The 17,591-nt window shown below is 67.7% G+C and carries 22 protein-coding genes; 13 read left to right on the top strand and 9 right to left on the bottom strand.

The features are described from left to right. Nucleotides 1–46: 46 nt before the first annotated feature. Nucleotides 47–1,285 carry an MFS transporter gene (locus ACP699_RS11835; protein ID WP_426171280.1) on the top strand — a complete coding sequence of 413 codons (1,239 nt, stop codon included), beginning with the start codon at nucleotides 47–49 and terminating at the stop codon, nucleotides 1,283–1,285. 3 nt (nucleotides 1,286–1,288) lie between these two features. Here ACP699_RS11835 and ACP699_RS11830 read toward each other — a convergent pair whose 3' ends face one another. Beyond that, on the bottom strand, nucleotides 1,289–1,936 hold the full coding sequence (locus tag ACP699_RS11830; protein ID WP_055875555.1) for a response regulator: 648 nt from the start codon (nucleotides 1,934–1,936) through the stop codon (nucleotides 1,289–1,291). After that, the gene (locus ACP699_RS11825; RefSeq protein WP_426171277.1) at nucleotides 1,933–3,129 is read right to left on the bottom strand and encodes a sensor histidine kinase; all 1,197 of its coding nucleotides are present in this window, start codon (nucleotides 3,127–3,129) and stop codon (nucleotides 1,933–1,935) included. The genes ACP699_RS11830 and ACP699_RS11825 overlap by 4 nt, the downstream gene beginning before the upstream one ends. 115 nt (nucleotides 3,130–3,244) lie before the next feature. Here ACP699_RS11825 and ACP699_RS11820 point away from each other — a divergent pair, with 115 nt between their 5' ends. After that, the gene (locus tag ACP699_RS11820; RefSeq protein WP_426171275.1) at nucleotides 3,245–4,120 is read left to right on the top strand and encodes a GAP family protein; all 876 of its coding nucleotides are present in this window, start codon (nucleotides 3,245–3,247) and stop codon (nucleotides 4,118–4,120) included. Between the two features lie 57 nt (nucleotides 4,121–4,177). Further along, nucleotides 4,178–4,873: an endonuclease NucS gene (gene nucS / locus ACP699_RS11815; protein ID WP_055871644.1), complete on the top strand. Its 696-nt coding sequence runs from the start codon at nucleotides 4,178–4,180 to the stop codon at nucleotides 4,871–4,873. An 11-nt stretch (nucleotides 4,874–4,884) separates the two neighbouring features. On the opposite strand, the gene ACP699_RS11810 is transcribed toward nucS, so the two are convergent. After that, on the bottom strand, nucleotides 4,885–5,277 hold the full coding sequence (locus ACP699_RS11810) for a response regulator (protein ID WP_426171273.1): 393 nt from the start codon (nucleotides 5,275–5,277) through the stop codon (nucleotides 4,885–4,887). A 145-nt stretch (nucleotides 5,278–5,422) separates the two neighbouring features. Between ACP699_RS11810 and ACP699_RS11805 the strand changes: the two genes are divergently transcribed. Beyond that, nucleotides 5,423–6,088 (top strand): HAD hydrolase-like protein, encoded by a 666-nt coding sequence (locus tag ACP699_RS11805; protein ID WP_055875546.1) that lies wholly within the window; start codon nucleotides 5,423–5,425, stop codon nucleotides 6,086–6,088. Nucleotides 6,089–6,222: 134 nt separating this feature from the next. On the opposite strand, the gene ACP699_RS11800 is transcribed toward ACP699_RS11805, so the two are convergent. Then, nucleotides 6,223–6,429 (bottom strand): cold-shock protein, encoded by a 207-nt coding sequence (locus ACP699_RS11800; RefSeq protein ID WP_017203899.1) that lies wholly within the window; start codon nucleotides 6,427–6,429, stop codon nucleotides 6,223–6,225. 623 nt (nucleotides 6,430–7,052) lie between these two features. On the opposite strand from ACP699_RS11800, the gene ACP699_RS11795 reads away from it, so the two are divergent. The 3 genes from ACP699_RS11795 to ACP699_RS11785 all read left to right on the top strand — a co-directional run bounded on the left by ACP699_RS11795 (nucleotide 7,053) and on the right by ACP699_RS11785 (nucleotide 9,191). Beyond that, nucleotides 7,053–7,877, top strand: a complete 825-nt coding sequence (locus ACP699_RS11795; protein ID WP_268776192.1) for a shikimate 5-dehydrogenase — start codon at nucleotides 7,053–7,055, stop codon at nucleotides 7,875–7,877. An 88-nt stretch (nucleotides 7,878–7,965) separates the two neighbouring features. Further along, on the top strand, nucleotides 7,966–8,211 hold the full coding sequence (locus tag ACP699_RS11790; protein WP_055871634.1) for a hypothetical protein: 246 nt from the start codon (nucleotides 7,966–7,968) through the stop codon (nucleotides 8,209–8,211). After that, nucleotides 8,208–9,191: a Clp protease N-terminal domain-containing protein gene (locus tag ACP699_RS11785; protein ID WP_426171269.1), complete on the top strand. Its 984-nt coding sequence runs from the start codon at nucleotides 8,208–8,210 to the stop codon at nucleotides 9,189–9,191. The genes ACP699_RS11790 and ACP699_RS11785 overlap by 4 nt, the downstream gene beginning before the upstream one ends. Before the next feature lie 57 nt (nucleotides 9,192–9,248). On the opposite strand, the gene ACP699_RS11780 is transcribed toward ACP699_RS11785, so the two are convergent. Further along, the gene (locus ACP699_RS11780) at nucleotides 9,249–9,383 is read right to left on the bottom strand and encodes a hypothetical protein (protein WP_017829963.1); all 135 of its coding nucleotides are present in this window, start codon (nucleotides 9,381–9,383) and stop codon (nucleotides 9,249–9,251) included. A 256-nt stretch (nucleotides 9,384–9,639) separates the two neighbouring features. On the opposite strand from ACP699_RS11780, the gene ACP699_RS11775 reads away from it, so the two are divergent. The 4 genes from ACP699_RS11775 (at nucleotide 9,640) to ACP699_RS11760 (ending at nucleotide 12,717) form a co-directional block, all read left to right on the top strand. Further along, nucleotides 9,640–10,791 (top strand): calcium:proton antiporter, encoded by a 1,152-nt coding sequence (locus ACP699_RS11775; RefSeq protein WP_426171266.1) that lies wholly within the window; start codon nucleotides 9,640–9,642, stop codon nucleotides 10,789–10,791. 54 nt (nucleotides 10,792–10,845) lie between these two features. Then, nucleotides 10,846–11,349, top strand: a complete 504-nt coding sequence (locus tag ACP699_RS11770; RefSeq protein ID WP_426171264.1) for a MarR family winged helix-turn-helix transcriptional regulator — start codon at nucleotides 10,846–10,848, stop codon at nucleotides 11,347–11,349. Beyond that, nucleotides 11,346–12,149 carry an SDR family oxidoreductase gene (locus ACP699_RS11765; protein WP_055875535.1) on the top strand — a complete coding sequence of 268 codons (804 nt, stop codon included), beginning with the start codon at nucleotides 11,346–11,348 and terminating at the stop codon, nucleotides 12,147–12,149. Before ACP699_RS11770 ends, ACP699_RS11765 begins: the two co-directional genes overlap by 4 nt. A 307-nt stretch (nucleotides 12,150–12,456) precedes the next feature. After that, nucleotides 12,457–12,717 (top strand): hypothetical protein, encoded by a 261-nt coding sequence (locus tag ACP699_RS11760; RefSeq protein WP_055875529.1) that lies wholly within the window; start codon nucleotides 12,457–12,459, stop codon nucleotides 12,715–12,717. Nucleotides 12,718–12,747: 30 nt separating this feature from the next. On the opposite strand, the gene ACP699_RS11755 is transcribed toward ACP699_RS11760, so the two are convergent. After that, complete coding sequence (locus tag ACP699_RS11755; RefSeq protein WP_055875525.1) at nucleotides 12,748–13,386, bottom strand: hypothetical protein; 639 nt, start codon at nucleotides 13,384–13,386, stop codon at nucleotides 12,748–12,750. A 146-nt stretch (nucleotides 13,387–13,532) separates the two neighbouring features. On the opposite strand from ACP699_RS11755, the gene ACP699_RS11750 reads away from it, so the two are divergent. After that, nucleotides 13,533–14,504 (top strand): GNAT family N-acetyltransferase, encoded by a 972-nt coding sequence (locus ACP699_RS11750; RefSeq protein WP_055875522.1) that lies wholly within the window; start codon nucleotides 13,533–13,535, stop codon nucleotides 14,502–14,504. Nucleotides 14,505–14,528: 24 nt separating this feature from the next. On the opposite strand, the gene ACP699_RS11745 is transcribed toward ACP699_RS11750, so the two are convergent. Then, nucleotides 14,529–14,972 carry a winged helix-turn-helix transcriptional regulator gene (locus ACP699_RS11745; protein WP_055875518.1) on the bottom strand — a complete coding sequence of 148 codons (444 nt, stop codon included), beginning with the start codon at nucleotides 14,970–14,972 and terminating at the stop codon, nucleotides 14,529–14,531. Nucleotides 14,973–15,050: 78 nt separating this feature from the next. Here ACP699_RS11745 and ACP699_RS11740 point away from each other — a divergent pair, with 78 nt between their 5' ends. After that, a complete protein-coding gene (locus ACP699_RS11740) occupies nucleotides 15,051–16,244 on the top strand; it encodes an MFS transporter (protein ID WP_426171260.1) in 1,194 nt (397 codons plus the stop codon). A gap of 81 nt (nucleotides 16,245–16,325) precedes the next feature. Here ACP699_RS11740 and ACP699_RS11735 read toward each other — a convergent pair whose 3' ends face one another. Together ACP699_RS11735 and ACP699_RS11730 are read right to left on the bottom strand one after the other, a co-directional pair. Continuing rightward, entirely contained in the window at nucleotides 16,326–17,117 is a 792-nt protein-coding gene (locus tag ACP699_RS11735; protein WP_426171258.1) for a DNA alkylation repair protein, read from the bottom strand. Continuing rightward, nucleotides 17,110–17,586, bottom strand: coding sequence for a MarR family winged helix-turn-helix transcriptional regulator (locus ACP699_RS11730; RefSeq protein ID WP_426171256.1), 477 nt, complete (start codon nucleotides 17,584–17,586; stop codon nucleotides 17,110–17,112). The genes ACP699_RS11735 and ACP699_RS11730 overlap by 8 nt, the downstream gene beginning before the upstream one ends. Nucleotides 17,587–17,591 lie beyond the last annotated feature (5 nt).

The raw sequence follows: 17,591 nt of genomic DNA, 5'->3' as shown, positions 1-17,591 counted from the left end.
TCCCTTCGCTTCCCTCGGGTCGAATCGATTCGATAGGCTGTCCGACATGGAAACAGCCCTCTCCCGTTCGCAGTTCGTGCGCTGGCGCGCCGCGATCTTCGCCATCTTCCTCGCGAGCGGCCTCTCGATCGCGACCTGGGCGTCACGCGTCCCCGGGATCAAAGAGGCGCTGGGTCTGGACAACGCGCAGGTCGGTCTCATCCTTCTCGGCATGGGCGTGTCGTCGATCATCGGCATCTCGACGGGCCCGGCCGTGATGGCGCGCCTGGGTGCTCGACGCGGGATGCTGCTGACGATGCTGACGTTCGCGCTCGGCATCGTGCTCGTCGGTCTGGGCGCCAACGTCTTCGGTTCGGTCCCCGTCGTCCTCATCGGCATGGTGCTCTTCGGCTTCGGCAACGGATCGGTCGACGTCATGATGAACGTCGAGGCGACCGCGATCGAACAGCAGATGGGCCGGACGATCCTCCCGGTCTTCCATGCGTTCTTCAGCTTCGGCACGGTCATCGGCGCGGGGATCGGCGCCCTCGCGGCACAGCTCACGATCGACGTCGCCACCCACGCCGCGATCATGGGCGCACTGATCGCCGTGATCGCCGTCGTCTGCTTCTTCCAGGTGCCCGTGCGCGAGGCCGCCCTCGACCCGGCGCCGCACGAGAAGCCGGCGTTCCGCGCACGCATGCACACCGCGCTCGAAGCCTGGCGCGAACCACGCACCTACCTGATCGGCGTGGTCATGCTCGGCATGTCGTTCGCCGAGGGCGGCGCGAACGACTGGATCGCCCTGGGCACAGAACAGGGTCACGGCTTCGCCGAGGGCACCGGCGCCGTCTCGCTCGCCGTGTTCTCGGTCGGCATGACCATCGTGCGCCTGTTCGGCGGACCCCTCGTCGACCGGTTCGGACGCGTCCTGGTGCTGCGCGTCCTCGCAGTGGCGGCGGCCTCGGGCATCCTGCTGTTCATCCTCGCTCCCACCTTCCCGCTCGTGCTCGTCGGGGCGGCGCTGTGGGGTATCGGCGCATCGCTCGGCTTCCCGCTGGGCATGTCCGCCGCGGCGGACGATCCCGCGAAGGCGGCGGCCCGGGTGAGCGCTGCGGCCACGATCGGCTACATCGCGTTCCTCGGCGGACCGCCCGTCCTCGGAATCATCAGCGAGCACATCGGCCTGCTGAACACCCTGTTCATCCTGGTCGCTCTGGTCGTGATGTCCGGACTGTTCTCAGGTGCAGCGCGTCCGCTGCGCGAAGACGAGAAGATCCCGGTCACGACGGCGTCACAGGACTGACGTTCAGCCCTCGCGACCCCGCACGAGGGCTGCGGCGTGCGAGCGGCTGCGCGCTCCGAGTTTGGTGAGAACGTTCGAGACATGCGTCTTGACCGTGGGCACCGAGATGCGCAGCCTCGCGGCGAGCTGGGCGTTGGACCACCCCTGCAGTATCCCGTCGAGCACCTCCTGCTCCCTCACCGTCAGGTCGGAGAAATCCCCCCGACGCGAGACGGGCACCGACGGCATCGCACTCTGGGCGACCGCGGCGAGCGCGCGTCGGGTCACCCGCGGATCCAGCGCGCCCTCCCCCGCCGCGACCGCGCGCACGGCCTGTGCGAGAGCGGGAGCGTCGACCGTCTTCAGCAGGAAGCCCACCGCGCCGGCACGGATCGCTCCGAACACGAGGTCGTCCTCGTCGAAGCTCGTCAGGACCAGGACATCGCCCAGACCGCGCTCGACGATCTCCCTGGTCGCTGAGATCCCGTCTCGCCCCGGCATCCGCAGGTCCATGAGGACGACGTCGGGACGCAGCGCCGCGGCATTGCGCACAGCGACGTCGCCGTCGGCGGCCTCCCCGACCACGGTGATCCCCTGCGCCTCGAGCATGATGCGCAGCCCCGCCCTGATCGCGCCGTGATCATCCGCCAGCAGCACAGTCGGAGCCGTCATGCCGTCGCCTCCCTCGGGATCCGGGCGTGGACCGACCATCCGCCGGCGACCGGACCCGCTGCGAAGACACCACCCAGTGCGCCGACGCGTTCCCGCAGCATCTGCAGCCCCCAGCCCTCGTCGCCGTGGGCGGCTGCACGGCTGGCGACGCCACCACGCGAGCGCACCTCCACCCGCACCTCGGCGCTGCTCCCACGGATCCCGACCTCGACGTCGGCACCGCTCGCATGGCGGACGCAGTTGTTCAGCGCCTCCCGCACGATGCGGATGACGGCTTGTTCGCGTGCCGCTCCGAGATCGTCGACGTCATCGACGACCATGCGCACCACCAGCCCTCCACGTTCCGCCTCCTGCACGATTGCCCCGAGATCCGCCCACCGCGGCGTGGGGGCGAGGGTGCCGTCGCCTCGCCGAAGCACCGAGATCATGGATCGCAGCGCCCCATGGGCATCGAGCCCCGCATCACGCACGGCCTGCAGGGCTTCTCGGTCCGCCGTGCGGTCGGGCACGGTCGACAGTGCGGCCTCGGCCCGGATCGCCATCGCCATCACGTGACCTGCGACCACGTCGTGCAGCTCCCTCGCCATCGTCTCGCGCTCCCGCTGCACCGCCTCGGCGCGGTCACGCTCGGCGACGGCAGCCGCGGCCTCCGCACGCTGGCGGTGCAGCTCGGCGAGCTCGTGCGCCTGGGAGACGGCCACCGCCCACCAGTAGTCGGTACCGAAGATCGCACCGAACTGGACCCCGATGAGAAAGGCCACGGCGAGCGACACATCGGTGAAGAGCCAGGCGGCGAGGAACAGCACGGCCGTCGACAGGGCCAGCGCGATGAGCAGCACCCGTCGCCCCTGCGGCCCTGCGAGGAAAGACGCCGTCCACAGCACGTCCAGGAGCACCACCAGGGTGCCGATGCCCCCGACGGTGAGCAGATCGACAACGAACAGGAGCGTGACGAGCACGAGAACCGTCACGGGCAGGCGCCTCTTGACGAGGGCGAGGGTGCAGGCGGGCAGGGCGAGCGCCAGCGACCACCACGGGGAGACGGCTTCCTGGAGGATCGAGAACGGACCCCAGATCCCGCGGAACCCGAACCAGGCCATGACGACCGACAGGAGCGCCATCCCCAACGGGTCCGCCCACCAGCGGTGCCGACGGTACCAGGCGCCGAATCCGCCTTCGACCTGCTCGTGCATGCCCTCATGCAATCACGGTGCGCGCCACCGCGCATCCGACGAAGGGATGAGGAGGTCGGAGGGAACGGTACTTTCGCCCGATCCGCCGCGGCCCCGGCTCGGCGAGCGTGGAGACATGGAACTCTTCGGCGGACTGCCGCTCCCCTTCTCTCTCGCTCTCCTGGCGCTGATCGACGGGCTGAGCGTCGGCACACTCCTCATCCCCGTCTTCCTGCTCCTGCATCCGGGACGGGTGCACGCCCGACGCATCCTGCTGTACCTGGTGACGATCGCCGCGTTCTACCTGCTCGTCGGCCTCCTGTTCCTCTGGGGGTTGGTGAACCTCGTCGACGTCGCGTCCGACTTCCTGGCCTCGCCCGCCGGACTGATCATCCGCCTCCTCGTGGGCGGAGCGCTCCTCATCACCGCCTTCGTGATGCCGACCGGTGACAAGAGTGCCGCAGCGGCCTCCCTGTCCGCCTCGCTGCCCGCCTCCGCGTCGGTCCTGCCGGGAACGGACCTGCCGACCGCACACGAGGCGAGCGGATCGTCGATCACGACCCCGCCTCCTGCGCCAGCCGCAGTGGCGGAGCCTCGGGCGCGCGCCGGTCGCATCACCCGGTGGCGGGAGCGACTGCTCGACCCCCGCACCCGCGGCACCGCGGTGATGGCCGTGGCTGTCGCGGCAGGGCTAGTCGAGGTCGCCACCATGCTTCCCTACATCGTCGCGATGACGATGCTCGCGGATGCCGGAATCGACACCCCGCTGCGCGTGCTCTCGCTCGTCGGCTACTGCGCGCTGATGATCCTGCCCGCTGTCGTGCTGCTCGTCCTCCGCCTGGTCGCCGCCCCGCTGGCGCAAAGGCCGCTCGAACGATTCGCCGCCTGGATGGAGCGCACCGGCGCCGAGAACACCGCATGGATCATCGGCATCATCGGATTCCTCATCGCGCGCTCCGCCGCCACCGAGCTCGGGCTCTTCCAGGCGATCGGATCCTTCCTCGACCGATGACCGCCGCGCCCGCGGAGTGCGACCGCGGCGCACCCCCCGACGAAGTAGGCTCGACGGGTGCGTCTCGTCATCGCCCGCTGCTCGGTCGACTACACCGGTCGGCTCAATGCCCATCTCCCGCTCGCCACGCGTCTGCTCGTGCACAAGGGAGACGGGAGTCTGCTCGTGCACTCCGACGGCGGCAGCTACAAGCCGCTCAACTGGATGAGCCCGCCGTGTTCGCTCTCGAGCGAAGAGCCGGGCGAGGAAGAGGCCAGCGCCGGCGTGGTCGAAGTCTGGCGCGTCACGCACAAGAAGACCGGCGATGCGCTGCGTGTGCAGATCTACGAGATCATCCACGACACCTCGCACGAGTTGGGCATCGATCCCGGGCTCCAGAAAGACGGCGTGGAGGCCGACCTGCAGCGACTTCTCGCCGAGCAGGTCGAGCGCATCTCCGAGGGCGCCACGCTCGTGCGCCGCGAATACCCGACGGCCATCGGCCCCGTCGACCTTCTGGTGCGCGATGCCGACGGCGCCGCGATCGCGGTCGAGATCAAGCGACGCGGCGACATCGACGGCGTGGAGCAGCTGACCCGCTATCTCGAACTTCTGGGTCGCGACCCGCACCTCTCCCCCGTGCAGGGTGTGTTCGCCGCGCAGGAGATCAAGCCGCAGGCACGTGTGCTCGCTGAGGACCGCGGAATCCGCTGCCTGGTGCTCGACTACGACGACATGAAGGGCATCGAGTCGGGCATCCCCCGCCTGTTCTGAGGCGTCGCCCGTCAGCGCGCGGCGATGAGCCGGGGTGTCGGGCCCTCAAGGCGCGCGATCGCGATCTTCACCTCGACGATCTCTTGCTCGATACGGTCGAACCGCGCATCGAGCTTCGCGTCCTGCGCTTCAAACCGCGCATCGAGCTTCGCGTCCTGCGCTTCAAACCGCGCATCGAACTTCGCGTCCTGCGTTTCAAACCGCGCATCGAGCTTCGCGTCCTGCGCTTCAAACCGCGCATCGAGCTTCGAGTCCTGCGTTTCGAACCGCGCATTGAACGTCGCCACCACCTCCGCGAATCGCGCGTCCATCCGGTTGATCATCCAACCGAAACCGCTGATGATCGCCACCAGTAGCGTCACTGCTGTCGCCAGCATCGTGATGACTTCCACCGACACGTACATGCCCCCTATTCTCGCCCGCGAATCCACCGCTGTCACGACCTTATATGTGGACACTAGGCGTTCACATGAGGCGTGCAGAAGTGACTCAGTTGCACACCTGTGCAGGAAGAGCGGCCATCGCCGTCCCGGCCCATAGGCTGGAGAGATGCCTCACTCCCCATACTCCTGCGTGCTGTGGGACGTCGACGGCACCATCGTCGACGCGTCCGTCGGCATCCTTCGCCGGCTGAATGTCGCGCTCACCCACTTCGGGCGTCCGGCACCGACACGCGAGGAACTGGTGCACTGGATCGGCCCGCCCATGTTCCAGTCCTTCCAGGACCAGGCGGGCATGACGCCGGAGCAGTCCGCCGAGGCGGTCGCCTTCTACCGCACGCTCGGCAAGGCCGATGGCTACACGACCGACGCCGCGACCTACCCCGGCGTGGTGGACCTCATCAACGAACTGCACGCTACGGGAGTGCCGCAGGCGACAGCCAGCTCGAAGCCCGAGAACCAGGTCGACGCACTGGTCGACCACTTCGGACTCCGGCCCGCATTCCTGACGACCGTCGGGGCGACGCCCGACGAGTCGACCCTCGCCTCGAAGACCGACATCGTCGCCGAAGCTCTTCGTCGGCTGCGCGAGCACGGCGCCGACACCTCACGCCCCGTCCTCATCGGCGATCGGCACCACGATGTCGAGGGTGGGAACGCCAACGACGTCCCGGTGATCTTCGTCGAGTGGGGCTTCAGCGACGCCCACGAGGGTGACGAGGCCGCGTTCCGGGTGGCCTCCGTGGCCGAACTCCGCTCTCTGCTGCTGACCTGACCGGCGCGCTGGTGCGCGACCTGCAGACCACACGCCACATGCAGGGAGCCGAATCGGACCCGGAAAGCACAGAACTCCCCGCCGGATGACGCATCGGGACGCGATCCGGTGGGGAGTTCTGTGTCTCGCCCGTCTCAGACGGGGCGAATGTTCTCTGCCTGCAGGCCCTTCGGGCCCTGCGCCACATCGAACTCGACTCGCTGGTTCTCTTCGAGAGACCGGTAGCCGGATGACTGGATGGCGGAGTAGTGCGCGAAGACGTCAGCGCCTCCGTCGTCGGGGGAGATGAAGCCGAAGCCCTTCTCCGAGTTGAACCACTTAACCGTGCCCTGGGTGCTCATGTACTGCCTGTTCTGCTGGTGAAGAAGCCGACGCAGGGATGCCCCGACATCGCTAACGCTAGTGGAGGAGGCCCCGAGCGGAATAGCACCTGCAAGAAGGTAATCCAAATGTTGCACGAGCGGCACGCGGCCGTCATCCGGCGCGTTCGGAGGCGCACGGCCCAGAAGGCGCCCAGAAAATGGTGTGGCCCTCACCGCGGGGGGAGCGATGAGGGCCGAAGACGACCGGAGGGTGCGTCAGAGACAGCTTAGCTCCTTTTCGACGTCCTTGTCCCCCTTTTGGGGGACAAATCTGAACTTCGTCGCGAGGGCGAACGATAGCGGCCCCCTCGAGTAGCCCATTGGGGACTGAACTACTCGAGAGGGCCCAATCGCACGCACAGATCGTCTGCCCCTGGGGTAGGCCGCCGCCTCGTGGGGAGAGACGTAGACGATCAATCCCCTCGTGCATGCACCTTCACCATAGGGGAGGAAGCGCCGTCCTGCCATCGAATTTCACCCGGGCGAGACCGGCGCGGTCGGGACTTGACCCTGAGGGGTCCGCGGGTCTCGTCCAGGTGTGTCACGGGTGGTCGCGTCGGCGACATCGCACGCGACGACCGGCTCGCGAGTAGCCTGATCCGGTGACTCTGCTCAACAAGGACATGACGCTGTGCATCTCGCTTTCGGCACGGCCGAGCAACAACGGCACGCGCTTCCACAACCACCTCTACGAGGCGCTCGGGCTGAACTGGATCTATAAGGCCTTCGCCCCCACTGACCTCTCCCAGGCGATCGCAGGCGTGCGCGGACTCGGCATCCGCGGATGCGCGATCTCGATGCCTTACAAGGAGGACGTCATCGCCCTCGTCGACCGGATGGACCCTTCGGCGAGCGCGATCGACTCCGTCAACACCATCGTCAACGATGACGGCGTGCTCACCGCACACAACACCGACTACTCCGCGATCGCGCAGCTCATCGAACGTGATCGCCTCGATCCCGCGGCCTCGGTGCTGCTGCGTGGGTCGGGAGGGATGGCGAAGGCCACCGCCGCCGCGTTCCGCGACGCCGGATTCACGCGCGTGACGATCGTCGCCAGGAACGAGCGGAACGGCCGTATGCTCGCCGACCTCTACGGCTTCTCCTGGCTGGCCGAGGTCGGAGACGCCACCGCAGACATCCTCGTCAACGTCACCCCGATCGGCATGGCCGGTGGCGCGGAGGAGCACACGCTCGCGTTCTCGGAAGAGGCGATCGCCGCGGCATCCGTGGTGTTCGATGTCGTGGCTCTTCCCGCGGAGACGCCGTTGATCGCCGCCGCGCGCTCCGCAGGCACCCCCGTGATCACAGGGGCCGAGGTCGCGACGTTGCAGGCACTGGAGCAGTTCGTGCTGTACACCGGCATCCGGCCGTCGGCGGAGCAGGTGCGCGAGGCCGAGGAGTTCATGCGCGCCGGGAACGCGTGATCGGAGCGTTCTGATCGCGGAGACCGCGTCTGACGCACGCGTAGCAACGTAAGTTGACAGAGCCTCGTTAGCAACGTAGGTTGACGACATGGAATCCCTCGATGTCGCACAGATCGCCGCGGACACGACCGACCCGCGTGCAGGCCTGCGTGCGGTGGCATCGCTGCGCACGCTCGCGGACGCACTCGAATTGCGCCAGGTCGAAGCCGCACTGCGGTCCGGCATGAGCTGGCAGGCGATCGCCGATGCCCTGGGCGTCACCCGCCAGGCAGTGCACAAGAAGCACGCGAAGCGGATCGATCCGACCATCGCCGTTCCCCGGAGGAGCTCATGAGCAGATTCACCCACGCCGCCGCCACGATGCACACCCTGTCGCTGGCCGCCATGGAGGAGGCCTCACGCTTCGGAGTGCGCGACGCCGACATCGATCACCTGCTCCTCGCCCTGACCATCGACCCCGACACGGGAGGGCAGATCCTGCGCGGCATGGGCGCCGGTCTCGATACGGCCCGCGCGGCGGTCGCGGCACAGCACGCAGCTCAACTCGAGCTCGTGGGCATCGCCTCAGACACCGACGGTCTCGGTCGCATCGTCTTCCACGAGACCTCGGGATATGAGTGGACGGAACGGGCGCTCGCTGTGTGGACCGAGGCATCGAGCGGAGGCCGTCGCGGTAACTCCGCCGCAGTGCTGCGTGCACTCGTCGACGAACCAAGCGGTCTTATCGATGAGATCCTACGACGACTCGGCCTCGACCCCGACGCACTGAAGTCCCGCCTGGATGATGCACTGAACCTCGGCCTCTCGCGGCCTGCGATGTTCGAGAAGAACAGCTTCTCCGGCAAGCGATCGATCTTCGTTCCCGCCCCCGTCGATGACGTATGGGAGCTGCTGTCGTCCGCGACGCGCATCCCCGAGTGGGACCACGTGGTCGACGAGGTGCATGCAAGCGCCAAGGGTGTCGGCCCTTGGGAGGCGGCGACGGCCACCAGTCGCAACGGAAAACCGGTAGCAGTCAGGGATTCCAGCCGTCGTCAGCAGATTTACCTTGATCGGTTCGAAGACAGCGCGTACGTGACCTGGCGCTTCACTTATCCGGACTCTAGCAACGACACAGCAAGGGTCGTCACCTTCGCACTCGAACATGCCGCGGGTGGAATGCAACTTCATATGACCCTTACTTGGGAGGGCACCCGGCGTCGCCATCGTGTCGTGCGTCAGGTTCTCCGCGCTGTACTGGGCCCGACCCTTCGTCTCCTCGTCTACATCCAGCTCACGCAGATGGAGAGTGGGATCACCCGCGTCTTCCGTTGACCCTGCGCCCCCCATGGCGGGCGCACCACGCGGATGCGCCCGCCGGACCGAATCCGATCAGCCCTTCGCGCCCTTGCGAGGCTTGATGAACTCGGCCGGGGCGTTCTTCTCCCGCTTCGCAGCTCGCTTCTCCTTGAGCGAGAGCTGCGGCGCCTTCTTGCTGTCGCGACCCTGGATGGACTTTCCGGACATGGTTACTCGCTTCCCCTTCGGTGGCTGGCGTAACCTCCGACCATAGCCCGGAACCAGGGGAAGTCAAATTTCCGTTTGACCGGGAAAAAACACACACCGCTCAGTGCTCGTGGCTTTCATGCCGTTTTCGGAATGTTCTCGCCACAACACCACAGCGCCGACGCGGTTTGCTACCGTGGGGCGGGAAACGACGACGGAGGACGACCTCCGACGGTGAGGCAGATCGGGGACGGCCCCACCTCGAAGGAGTCCGGCGATGTCACGCACGGAGCTTAAGCAGTTGATCGGCGTCACCGATATCGTCCGCGTCGCATTGGGGTGGGGCGCTTTCGCTGCCCTCCTCCTCTTCCACCCGGTTCTGGAACCCCCTGTGCCCGTGCCGGTACTCATGATCGCGCTCGGGGCGATCATCGTCGTGATCCTCGTCTGCGCGTTCGGTGTCGTCAAACAGGCCGAGGCTCTCGCCCACAGGCTCGGCGACCCGTACGGCTCGCTCGTGCTGACCCTGTCTATCGTGCTGATCGAGGTCATCCTCATCTCCGCGGTCATGCTCGGTCCTGGTGAGCACGCGACCATCGCCCGCGACTCGGTCATGGCCGTCGCGATGATCATCCTCAATCTCGTCATCGGGCTCGCACTCCTCCTCGGCGGACTCCGCCACCGCGGCATGGCGCACAACCGCACCGGCACGTCGGCGTATCTGTCGATGCTGGTGGTGCTGGTCGCGCTCGCGTTCGGCCTCCCCGCTCTGATCGGAACGGACGGCTCGTACACGACGGCGCAGGAGATCCCGATCATCGTGCTCACCCTCGTGCTGTACGCCTTCTTCCTCTACCGGCAGATGGGCGCGCAGGCGAGCGACTTCACCGAGGTCGATCCGCGTCTTCTCCAGACCGTGGAGGACCAGGAGAAGGGCGAGGCCAGCGGCGGGATCCGCCAGGTGCTGTCCGCGCACCGCACGGAGGTCGTCGTGCGCCTCGCGCTACTGGTGGTCACCGTGATCCCCATCGTGCTGCTGTCGCACGACATGGCGGCGCTGCTCGACGACGGGCTGGGCCGCCTCGGCGCCCCGGTCGCCCTCGCCGGTGTGCTCATCGCGGGCATCGTGTTCCTTCCGGAGTCGATCACTGCGGTGCGCGCCGCGCTCGGCGGTGAGGCCCAGCGCGTGAGCAACCTCTGTCATGGCGCGCTGGTGTCGACCGTGGGCCTGACCATCCCGGCGGTGCTGATCATCGGCATGTTCACCGGCCAGACCGTCGTGCTCGCGGAATCGCCGGCGAACCTGCTGATGCTCGGCGTCACGCTGCTGCTGTCTGTGACGACCTTCGCCGCGAAGCGCGTGACCGCGATGCACGGCGCTGCACACCTCGTGACATTCGCGGTCTACCTGGTGGTCCTCTTCAGCTGAGCGCGGCCCATCCGGACAGTTGCCGCACGCAACTGAACTGATATCCTTAATGTCATGGCGGTCGATGACGAGATCGAAGACATCCGCGAGGCGCTGGTTCGCGTGATCGCGGAGTGGACGCAGGGCGAGTTGCAGACACAGGTGGCCGCGAGCGTCGGAGGTTCCCTCGAGGCCATCGAGGTACGAGCCCTGTACGTGGTCGGCATGCACGGCGGCTCCCTCGGGTTCAGTCGACTGGCCGACCGAGCGGCGATGTCACGCCCGACGACGTCGAAGCTGGTGTCGCGCATGTCGGCGTGGGGGCTCTTCGATCGCGTACGAACGGGGCGGACGGTCGAGGTGCGCTTGACGGATGCGGGCCGAGACGCTTACGCCCGCCTCGTCGCCTCCGGGCAGCAGATGGTCGGCGGCGCGCTCACCGGCTGGTCCGCGCACGAGATCACCCAGTTCCAGGCCCATCTCAGCCGCTTCGTCGCCGCCCTTCCCGAATCGACATCCAGGGCCACCGCATCCCCGTCGTCATCCGACCACGTCTCATCACCCCAGGAGGAAACATGACCCGCACCTACGTCGTCACCGGCGCCGCATCCGGCATCGGTGCCGCGACCGCCGAACTGCTTCGCGCCCAGGGACACACCGTGATCGGGGTCGACCTGGGCGGAGTGGAGGTCACGGGTGATCTTTCGACACCCGCCGGCCGGATCGCTGCGGCGGACGCCGTTCTCGCCGCCGCCGACGGCGGCATCGATGCGATCATCGCCTGCGCCGGAATCGCCGCACCGATCGCCAAGACCATGGCCATCAACTACTTCGGCGTGACAGAGTTCCTCACCGCGCTGCTGCCGAAACTGAGTCTGGCGGACCAGCCGCGCGCCGCCGTGGTCTCATCGATGGCATCGCTGCAGCCGGTGTCGGCGGACCTCGTCGACGCGGCCCTGGACGGCGACGAGAGACGAGCCCTCGAGATCGGCGACCAGCTCGCCGTCACGGCCGAGGGCGGGTTCCTCAACTACTCCTCCAGCAAGCGCGCCCTGTCGCGCTGGGTCCGCCGCGAATCCGTCTCCGAAGCCTGGGCCGGCGCCGGGATCCCCCTCAACGCCGTCGCCCCCGGCACCGTCACCACGGCGATGACCGCCGGATTGCTGGCCAGCCCGGAGGGTCTGGCGCAGGTCGACGCCGCCGTGCCGATGCCGCTGAACTACCACCAGCCGGCATCCTCGATCGCCGAGTTGCTGGTGTGGCTGACGAGCCCGGCCAACACCCACATGGCCGGCCAGACCATCTACTGCGACGGCGGCGCCGACGCGGTGCTGCGCGGTGACGACATCTGGTCCTGGAACGACGCCCCGCGCGACTGACCCGCCACGCCACGCGACGAAAAGGCCCGATCCCGCTGCGGACCGGGCCTTTTTCAGCATCCTCCTCTTGTCCCGTCATCTCCTTATTTTTAGCGACTCAAAATAAGGTGTACTCTCGAAGAGAACCGGACGACCACATCCCCTTCTTCCCACCGGCATCCGGCCTCACTGGGGAAGGGCCTGGCCGCCGGACAGCGCGTCGTCCACCGGGGGCAGCATCGCCACCCCGCGTGTGTTCGGCGTGCCCGCGCACAGGACCGAGTGCGCCCGCATTCAGGGGCACCCGAAGACAGGAGAGGAATCACTGATGGAGGAGAACCGAAACGACTGGAAGCCCAACCCGGTGTTCAGCTCGATGCCGCATTCGATGGGCCGCGGCTCCCGCGAAGACATCGTCTGGGAGGCGCTGGACCGGGTGAACGGCAAGCCGGCACCCACGATGGACGCCATGCGGGCCGCGATGGGGAACGAAGCACAGATCCGCATCGTCCACGAGACGATCCGTGCCTACCTCGACGCGCACGGGCTCCGCGACACCAGCGAGCTGGGTGTGCGCACCTCGCCCTGAGCGGGTTACGAGCGGGTGCCGTGAGGACGGTCATCCTCCGAACACGGCCACCGAGCCCGCCCGTGCGCGAGCAGCCCTGAGCGCAACGGCACCCAGCGCCCCGGTGGCGAGGATGCACGTCAGGATCAGCACATTGGAGACGAGGATCATCGCGTTCTGGTCGGAGACACTGCCCGACATCATCGCGACCTCCATCAACGACCCCAGCACCACGGCGGCGAGCGCGATCGCAGGGATGAACCGCCACGGCTTCGCCAGCGAACTGCGGAGCACCCCGGCGACGATCGCACCGCACAGCCCCAACTTCACGAGGGCGTTCACGTAGACCGGCACCGCCGAGGTGAAGTCGAACGAAACCATCAGAAGTGGCGGCCCCACAGGGAGCCAGACGGCGAGGAGGAACAAGGCGACGATCCCCCCTCTGGAAAGTCGAAGAGTGCCATCGCGGCGCGCAGCACCGATACCAGCGGCGACCAGCGCGAGACTGAAGGCCAAGGTCGATGCGGTCGAGATGATCGCGAGGGCATCGACGTCGAGCGTCCCGGGAAGACTGCGGAACGCGGCCAACAGGGCCGACGTGATGAACAGCGCTCCGGATGCCAGCCACCACGTCGACCACCGTGATGACGCGTCCTCGACCCCGATCACCGGGAGATCAGGTCCGCTCATCGCTCACCCTTTCGTCACTCAGGGGCACATCCCGCATCCACCATCTCAGATACCCCGCGGCCGCACGAGAGGGGAGAACGACTCGGCGGTATGGCAACCTGGATCGTGCACCTGTCCGTCTGCGAACACCGAGAGCGTCGTGACCTTTGAGCAACATCCGGATCAGGGATGTCGATCCTCGCGACGTCGCTGAGCTTCTGAGGTGGAACGGCATCCTCCGAGACGGCTACTCGGCCGGGCGGCAGAAGGTGTGGTCCCGCAGCGACGAGGCGACGCGCCTGCAGTTCCAGAGCCCGCATCCGACTCGCCGCTCAGTGCTGCTGCTCGCGGAGATCGACGAGGTGCCGGTCGGGGCGGCCGAAGCGCACGTGCATCCTGGCGAACCTGCCGACGTCGAGATCGCGGTTCTCGACGCCTTCCGCCACCGCGGCGTCGCCCGTGCACTGCTCCACGCAATCCGCAACGCGCTGCGCGGCACCGCCACGATGATGCGCACCGAGACGTACTCCGATGCCGGGGTCTCGTTCGCACGCTCCGAAGGGCTCCAGGTGGGCGTCCGCGAGAGTCGCCAGGTGGTCGATCTCCCGGTCTCCACGAAGACACTCGACCGGCTCCCGACTGCACTCGCAGACGTCGACATCGTCTCCTGGGTGGGCGCGTGTCCGGATGAGCTGCTCGATGACTGGGCGAGGCTTCGCGCTCACATGTCGGAGGACGTGCCGATGGGCGACCTGACACGGACCCCCGCGCCCGCCGACGTCGCGGCCGTTCGCCGGAACGAGGAGCGCATGTCCGAACAGGGGTATGCCCTGGTGCGGAGCGTGGCGCGCGCGGACGGGGAGGCCGTGGGGTACACCGAGATCCTGCTGTCGCGGCCGGATCCGAAGATCGTCCTTCAGGACGACACCTTCGTCGCGCAACGGGTTCGTGGTCGTGGGATCGGCCGCGCGTTGAAGGTCGCCAACCTCCGTCGTCTCATGAGCCTCCCGGAGAGCTCGGACTCGCGGTTTCTGCAGACCTACACGGCCCTGACGAACGCGCCGATGCTCGCCCTCAACAGATCGGTCGGATTCGAAGAGGTCGATGTGCTCACCATCCTCGAGGGCCCGCTGGGCTGACGATCTCCCCGGTTCAGGACGCACTCACCTCACGACGCGGGTGTTCCGGCTCGTCAGCGGGTTGCCGTCTGTACCGACCGGCTCGGTCGCAGCCACGGTCGCACCGGCGGCATCGACCAGGACCGAATGCGCCTCTCCTTCGGCGAAAGCATGCTCCTCTCCCCAGTGTCGCAGGGCGAGGATGACAGGGAAAAGCTCCTCTCCGGCAGCGGTCAGCTCGTAGTGCTTCCGCTTGCCGGCCGGGGCCTCGACGCGAGTCATGATCCCGTACCCGGCGAGTCTGCGGAGGCGATCGGCGAGCATGTTGCGCGCGATACCCGTGCGCTGCTGGAAGTCGGTGAACGTGCGGGCTCCGTCCATCGCATCCCGGATGATCAGCATGCTCCAGCGGTCGCCGACCAGGTCGGTCGCCCGAGCGACCGGGCAGTTCGGATCGGTCCACTGCGGAATTCCGGTGGATTCACCCATGACATCTCCAAGAGTTGCGATTTGAAACCATTATCCCCTACGGTTCATTCGGTAGCAATATGCAACCAAAGGACACCTGTGTACCTCAAGACCAAGATTCTGCTGGCCGCGATCTGTGCCGTCGCCGTCGCGACCGTGTACGCCGCGCAGCCCATCCTCACCGAGATCGGGCGCGATCTCGGCGTTGCGCCCGACGCGCTGGGCTGGCTCGTCTCCGTCGGACAGCTGGGTTACCTCGTCGGACTCGTCGTGCTCGTCCCACTCGGCGACCGACTCGACCGACGACGACTGATCGCATTCCATCTCGGCCTGGTGGGGATCGGCATGATCGTGGTCGCCGCCGCCCCGATGGCATGGGCGGCCTACGCCGGGCTGGCGTTCTCCGGACTCTTCGCGGTCGTGGTCCAGACGACCGTGGCCTATGCTGCGGCGGTCTCCGACCCCGCGGAACGAGGGCGCAACCTGGGATTCGTGACATCGGGGGTCGTGGTCGGCATTCTCGGCTCGCGACTGATCGCCGGGGCACTGACCGACATCTGGGGATGGCGCAGCGTCTACATCTCTCTGGCGCTGCTGGCCGTGATTCTGGGAACCATGGCCCTCCTCGCCCTTCCGAGTGATGCGCGCCGGCCCGCCCGTCCGTACACAGAGCTCGTCAGCGGTCTCGGTCGCCTCCTCAGCGACCCTGTCTTCGTCAGTCGCGGCGCGATCGCGTTCTTCCTCTTCGCGTCGTTCGGAACACTGTGGAGCGGGATGGCGCTTCCGTTGACATCTGCGCCCTGGCATCTCACCGAGACCCAGATCGGACTCTTCGGCCTCGCCGGCCTGACGGGCGCCCTGGGTGCCGTGCGCGCGGGCCACTGGGCAGACGCCGGCAAGGCCAACAGGGTCACCGGTCTCGCACTCCTCGCCCTGGTCGCATCCTGGGCGCTGATCGGGCAGCTCCCCTGGTCGTTGACCATGGTGATCGTCGGCATCGTCGTGCTCGATTTCGCCGTGCAGGCCGCCCATGTGAGCAACCAACACATCTTGACCGCGCTGCACCCTGACCGCGTTTCGACGGCCATCGGCGGGTACATGGTCTTCTACTCCCTGGGATCAGCCGTCGGCGCCGCCACGACCACCTTGGCCTTCAGCACATCGGGGTGGACGGGTTCCGTGGTTCTCGGCGCGGCCTTCGCGGCCGCAGGCCTCGCCGCCTGGGCTCTCGGCACCCTCTCTGTGCGCGACACTCGACGGGGTGAGTCCGAGCCGGCTCGGGCATCGCGCTGATCGCGTTTCGTGCACGACTCCGGCCACAGCGGGGAGCGGCACGCAACGAATCGGTCGGATTCGAAGAGGTCCCCTCGCCGTTCACCCCGCGGAAGAACGATCGAGAGAGCGCAGTGCGCGCGTGATGATGCGAGCGGTAGCGGCATCGTCACTGGCGGCGCCCCAGCGGTCGCAGAGTTCGACGGCCCAGTCCGGACGGGTCTTCGCCGCGTCGTTGATCCAGTTGGCGACGGAATCCTGGACGTAGCGGGAAGGATCGTCGCGCAGAGGATGCAGGATCGGCTCTCCACGCTCCGGCTGCTTCTTGAGCGCAGCGATGTGGGCGGCCCACACGCCTCGCGGCCGCAGCGCTTCGCTGGCGAATCGGCGAACGCGCTCGGAAGGGTCGCCGGTCCACGCGGCGAGCATGTCGATGCTGGCGTCGAGGTCGGTGACGAGCACCGGGCGCGCTGCCATCCACACCCACTCGCGGACCGCGAAGTGCTCATCGTCGGCGAACCGTCGGAGTCGATCGAGCAACACGACCGGGGTGGCGGACGGCTGCGCAGCGATGAGGAAGCACGCCCACCCGCGCACGGTGTCGGACGGGTGCGCGGCCATGTCGTCGACCTCGGCGGAATCACACCGGATCGCGAGGGCGGCACCGATGCGGGTCATCCGCTTGAGGATGCCCAGCTGCTGCGCCTCGGCGACTTCGGCGCGCAGGGCAGCGTCGGCATCGGGGAAGACGTTGCGGAACAGAGTCGTGTGATCTATCGCGAGCGCGTCGGACAGCGTCCTCGACGCTGCCAGGCCCGCGTCGAGTGCGCTCAGGCGCTCCGCGTCGGCCCCGGGCGATGTGCGGGCCGCCCGTCCTCCCGCTGTTCTACTCATCGCCGAGATTCCGCTGCATCGCCGCCAAGACGAGGGCAGCGTGGTCGCGATCGGCGGCACTGATCCCGGCCCCGAGCTGACGGAGCCATTCGGCGTAGACCGGGACCAGCTCGGCGATGAGCCGCTCCCCGGCGAGGGTCGTCACGAGCGTGTGCGTGCGCGCGTCTGTCGGGTGCGGGTGTCGCTCGATCAACCCGTCGCGGTCGAGTCGATCCAGAAGTCCCGTGACGGTCGCCGAGGTCACGGCGAGCCGGGTCGCCAGCAGCCGTGGCGTGATCCCCTCCTCAGCGGAGACCGCGAGGAGGGCCGCCATCCGCCCCTCCGACAGATCGTGTCGAGCGAGCAGCTCCGCGCAGGCCGCGTCGATCCGTCGCGCGGTCGTGAGCACCGTCATCACCAAGCGCGCAGACTCGTCGTCGCCGAGTCGCGACAGCAGGAGCGCTTGCTTGGTCCCCACTGCATCCGTCATCCCCC

This window comes from Microbacterium sp. DWRC1-3 (assembly GCF_049896645.1).
GTDB lineage: Bacteria > Actinomycetota > Actinomycetes > Actinomycetales > Microbacteriaceae > Microbacterium > Microbacterium maritypicum.
The sequence above is the reverse complement of the archived record's forward strand: the minus strand, read 5'-3'. Positions and strand labels throughout refer to the sequence as shown.

Coding starts and splice junctions, on each gene's coding strand:
- ACP699_RS11835 (WP_426171280.1), top strand. CDS start 47: ATGGAAACAGCCCTCTCCCGTTCGCAGTTCGTGCGCTGGCGCGCCGCG.
- ACP699_RS11830 (WP_055875555.1), bottom strand. CDS start 1,936: ATGACGGCTCCGACTGTGCTGCTGGCGGATGATCACGGCGCGATCAGG.
- ACP699_RS11825 (WP_426171277.1), bottom strand. CDS start 3,129: ATGCACGAGCAGGTCGAAGGCGGATTCGGCGCCTGGTACCGTCGGCAC.
- ACP699_RS11820 (WP_426171275.1), top strand. CDS start 3,245: ATGGAACTCTTCGGCGGACTGCCGCTCCCCTTCTCTCTCGCTCTCCTG.
- ACP699_RS11810 (WP_426171273.1), bottom strand. CDS start 5,277: ATGTACGTGTCGGTGGAAGTCATCACGATGCTGGCGACAGCAGTGACG.
- ACP699_RS11805 (WP_055875546.1), top strand. CDS start 5,423: ATGCCTCACTCCCCATACTCCTGCGTGCTGTGGGACGTCGACGGCACC.
- ACP699_RS11800 (WP_017203899.1), bottom strand. CDS start 6,429: ATGAGCACCCAGGGCACGGTTAAGTGGTTCAACTCGGAGAAGGGCTTC.
- ACP699_RS11790 (WP_055871634.1), top strand. CDS start 7,966: ATGGAATCCCTCGATGTCGCACAGATCGCCGCGGACACGACCGACCCG.
- ACP699_RS11785 (WP_426171269.1), top strand. CDS start 8,208: ATGAGCAGATTCACCCACGCCGCCGCCACGATGCACACCCTGTCGCTG.
- ACP699_RS11780 (WP_017829963.1), bottom strand. CDS start 9,383: ATGTCCGGAAAGTCCATCCAGGGTCGCGACAGCAAGAAGGCGCCGCAG.
- ACP699_RS11775 (WP_426171266.1), top strand. CDS start 9,640: ATGTCACGCACGGAGCTTAAGCAGTTGATCGGCGTCACCGATATCGTC.
- ACP699_RS11770 (WP_426171264.1), top strand. CDS start 10,846: ATGGCGGTCGATGACGAGATCGAAGACATCCGCGAGGCGCTGGTTCGC.
- ACP699_RS11765 (WP_055875535.1), top strand. CDS start 11,346: ATGACCCGCACCTACGTCGTCACCGGCGCCGCATCCGGCATCGGTGCC.
- ACP699_RS11760 (WP_055875529.1), top strand. CDS start 12,457: ATGGAGGAGAACCGAAACGACTGGAAGCCCAACCCGGTGTTCAGCTCG.
- ACP699_RS11755 (WP_055875525.1), bottom strand. CDS start 13,386: ATGAGCGGACCTGATCTCCCGGTGATCGGGGTCGAGGACGCGTCATCA.
- ACP699_RS11745 (WP_055875518.1), bottom strand. CDS start 14,972: ATGGGTGAATCCACCGGAATTCCGCAGTGGACCGATCCGAACTGCCCG.
- ACP699_RS11735 (WP_426171258.1), bottom strand. CDS start 17,117: ATGAGTAGAACAGCGGGAGGACGGGCGGCCCGCACATCGCCCGGGGCC.
- ACP699_RS11730 (WP_426171256.1), bottom strand. CDS start 17,586: ATGACGGATGCAGTGGGGACCAAGCAAGCGCTCCTGCTGTCGCGACTC.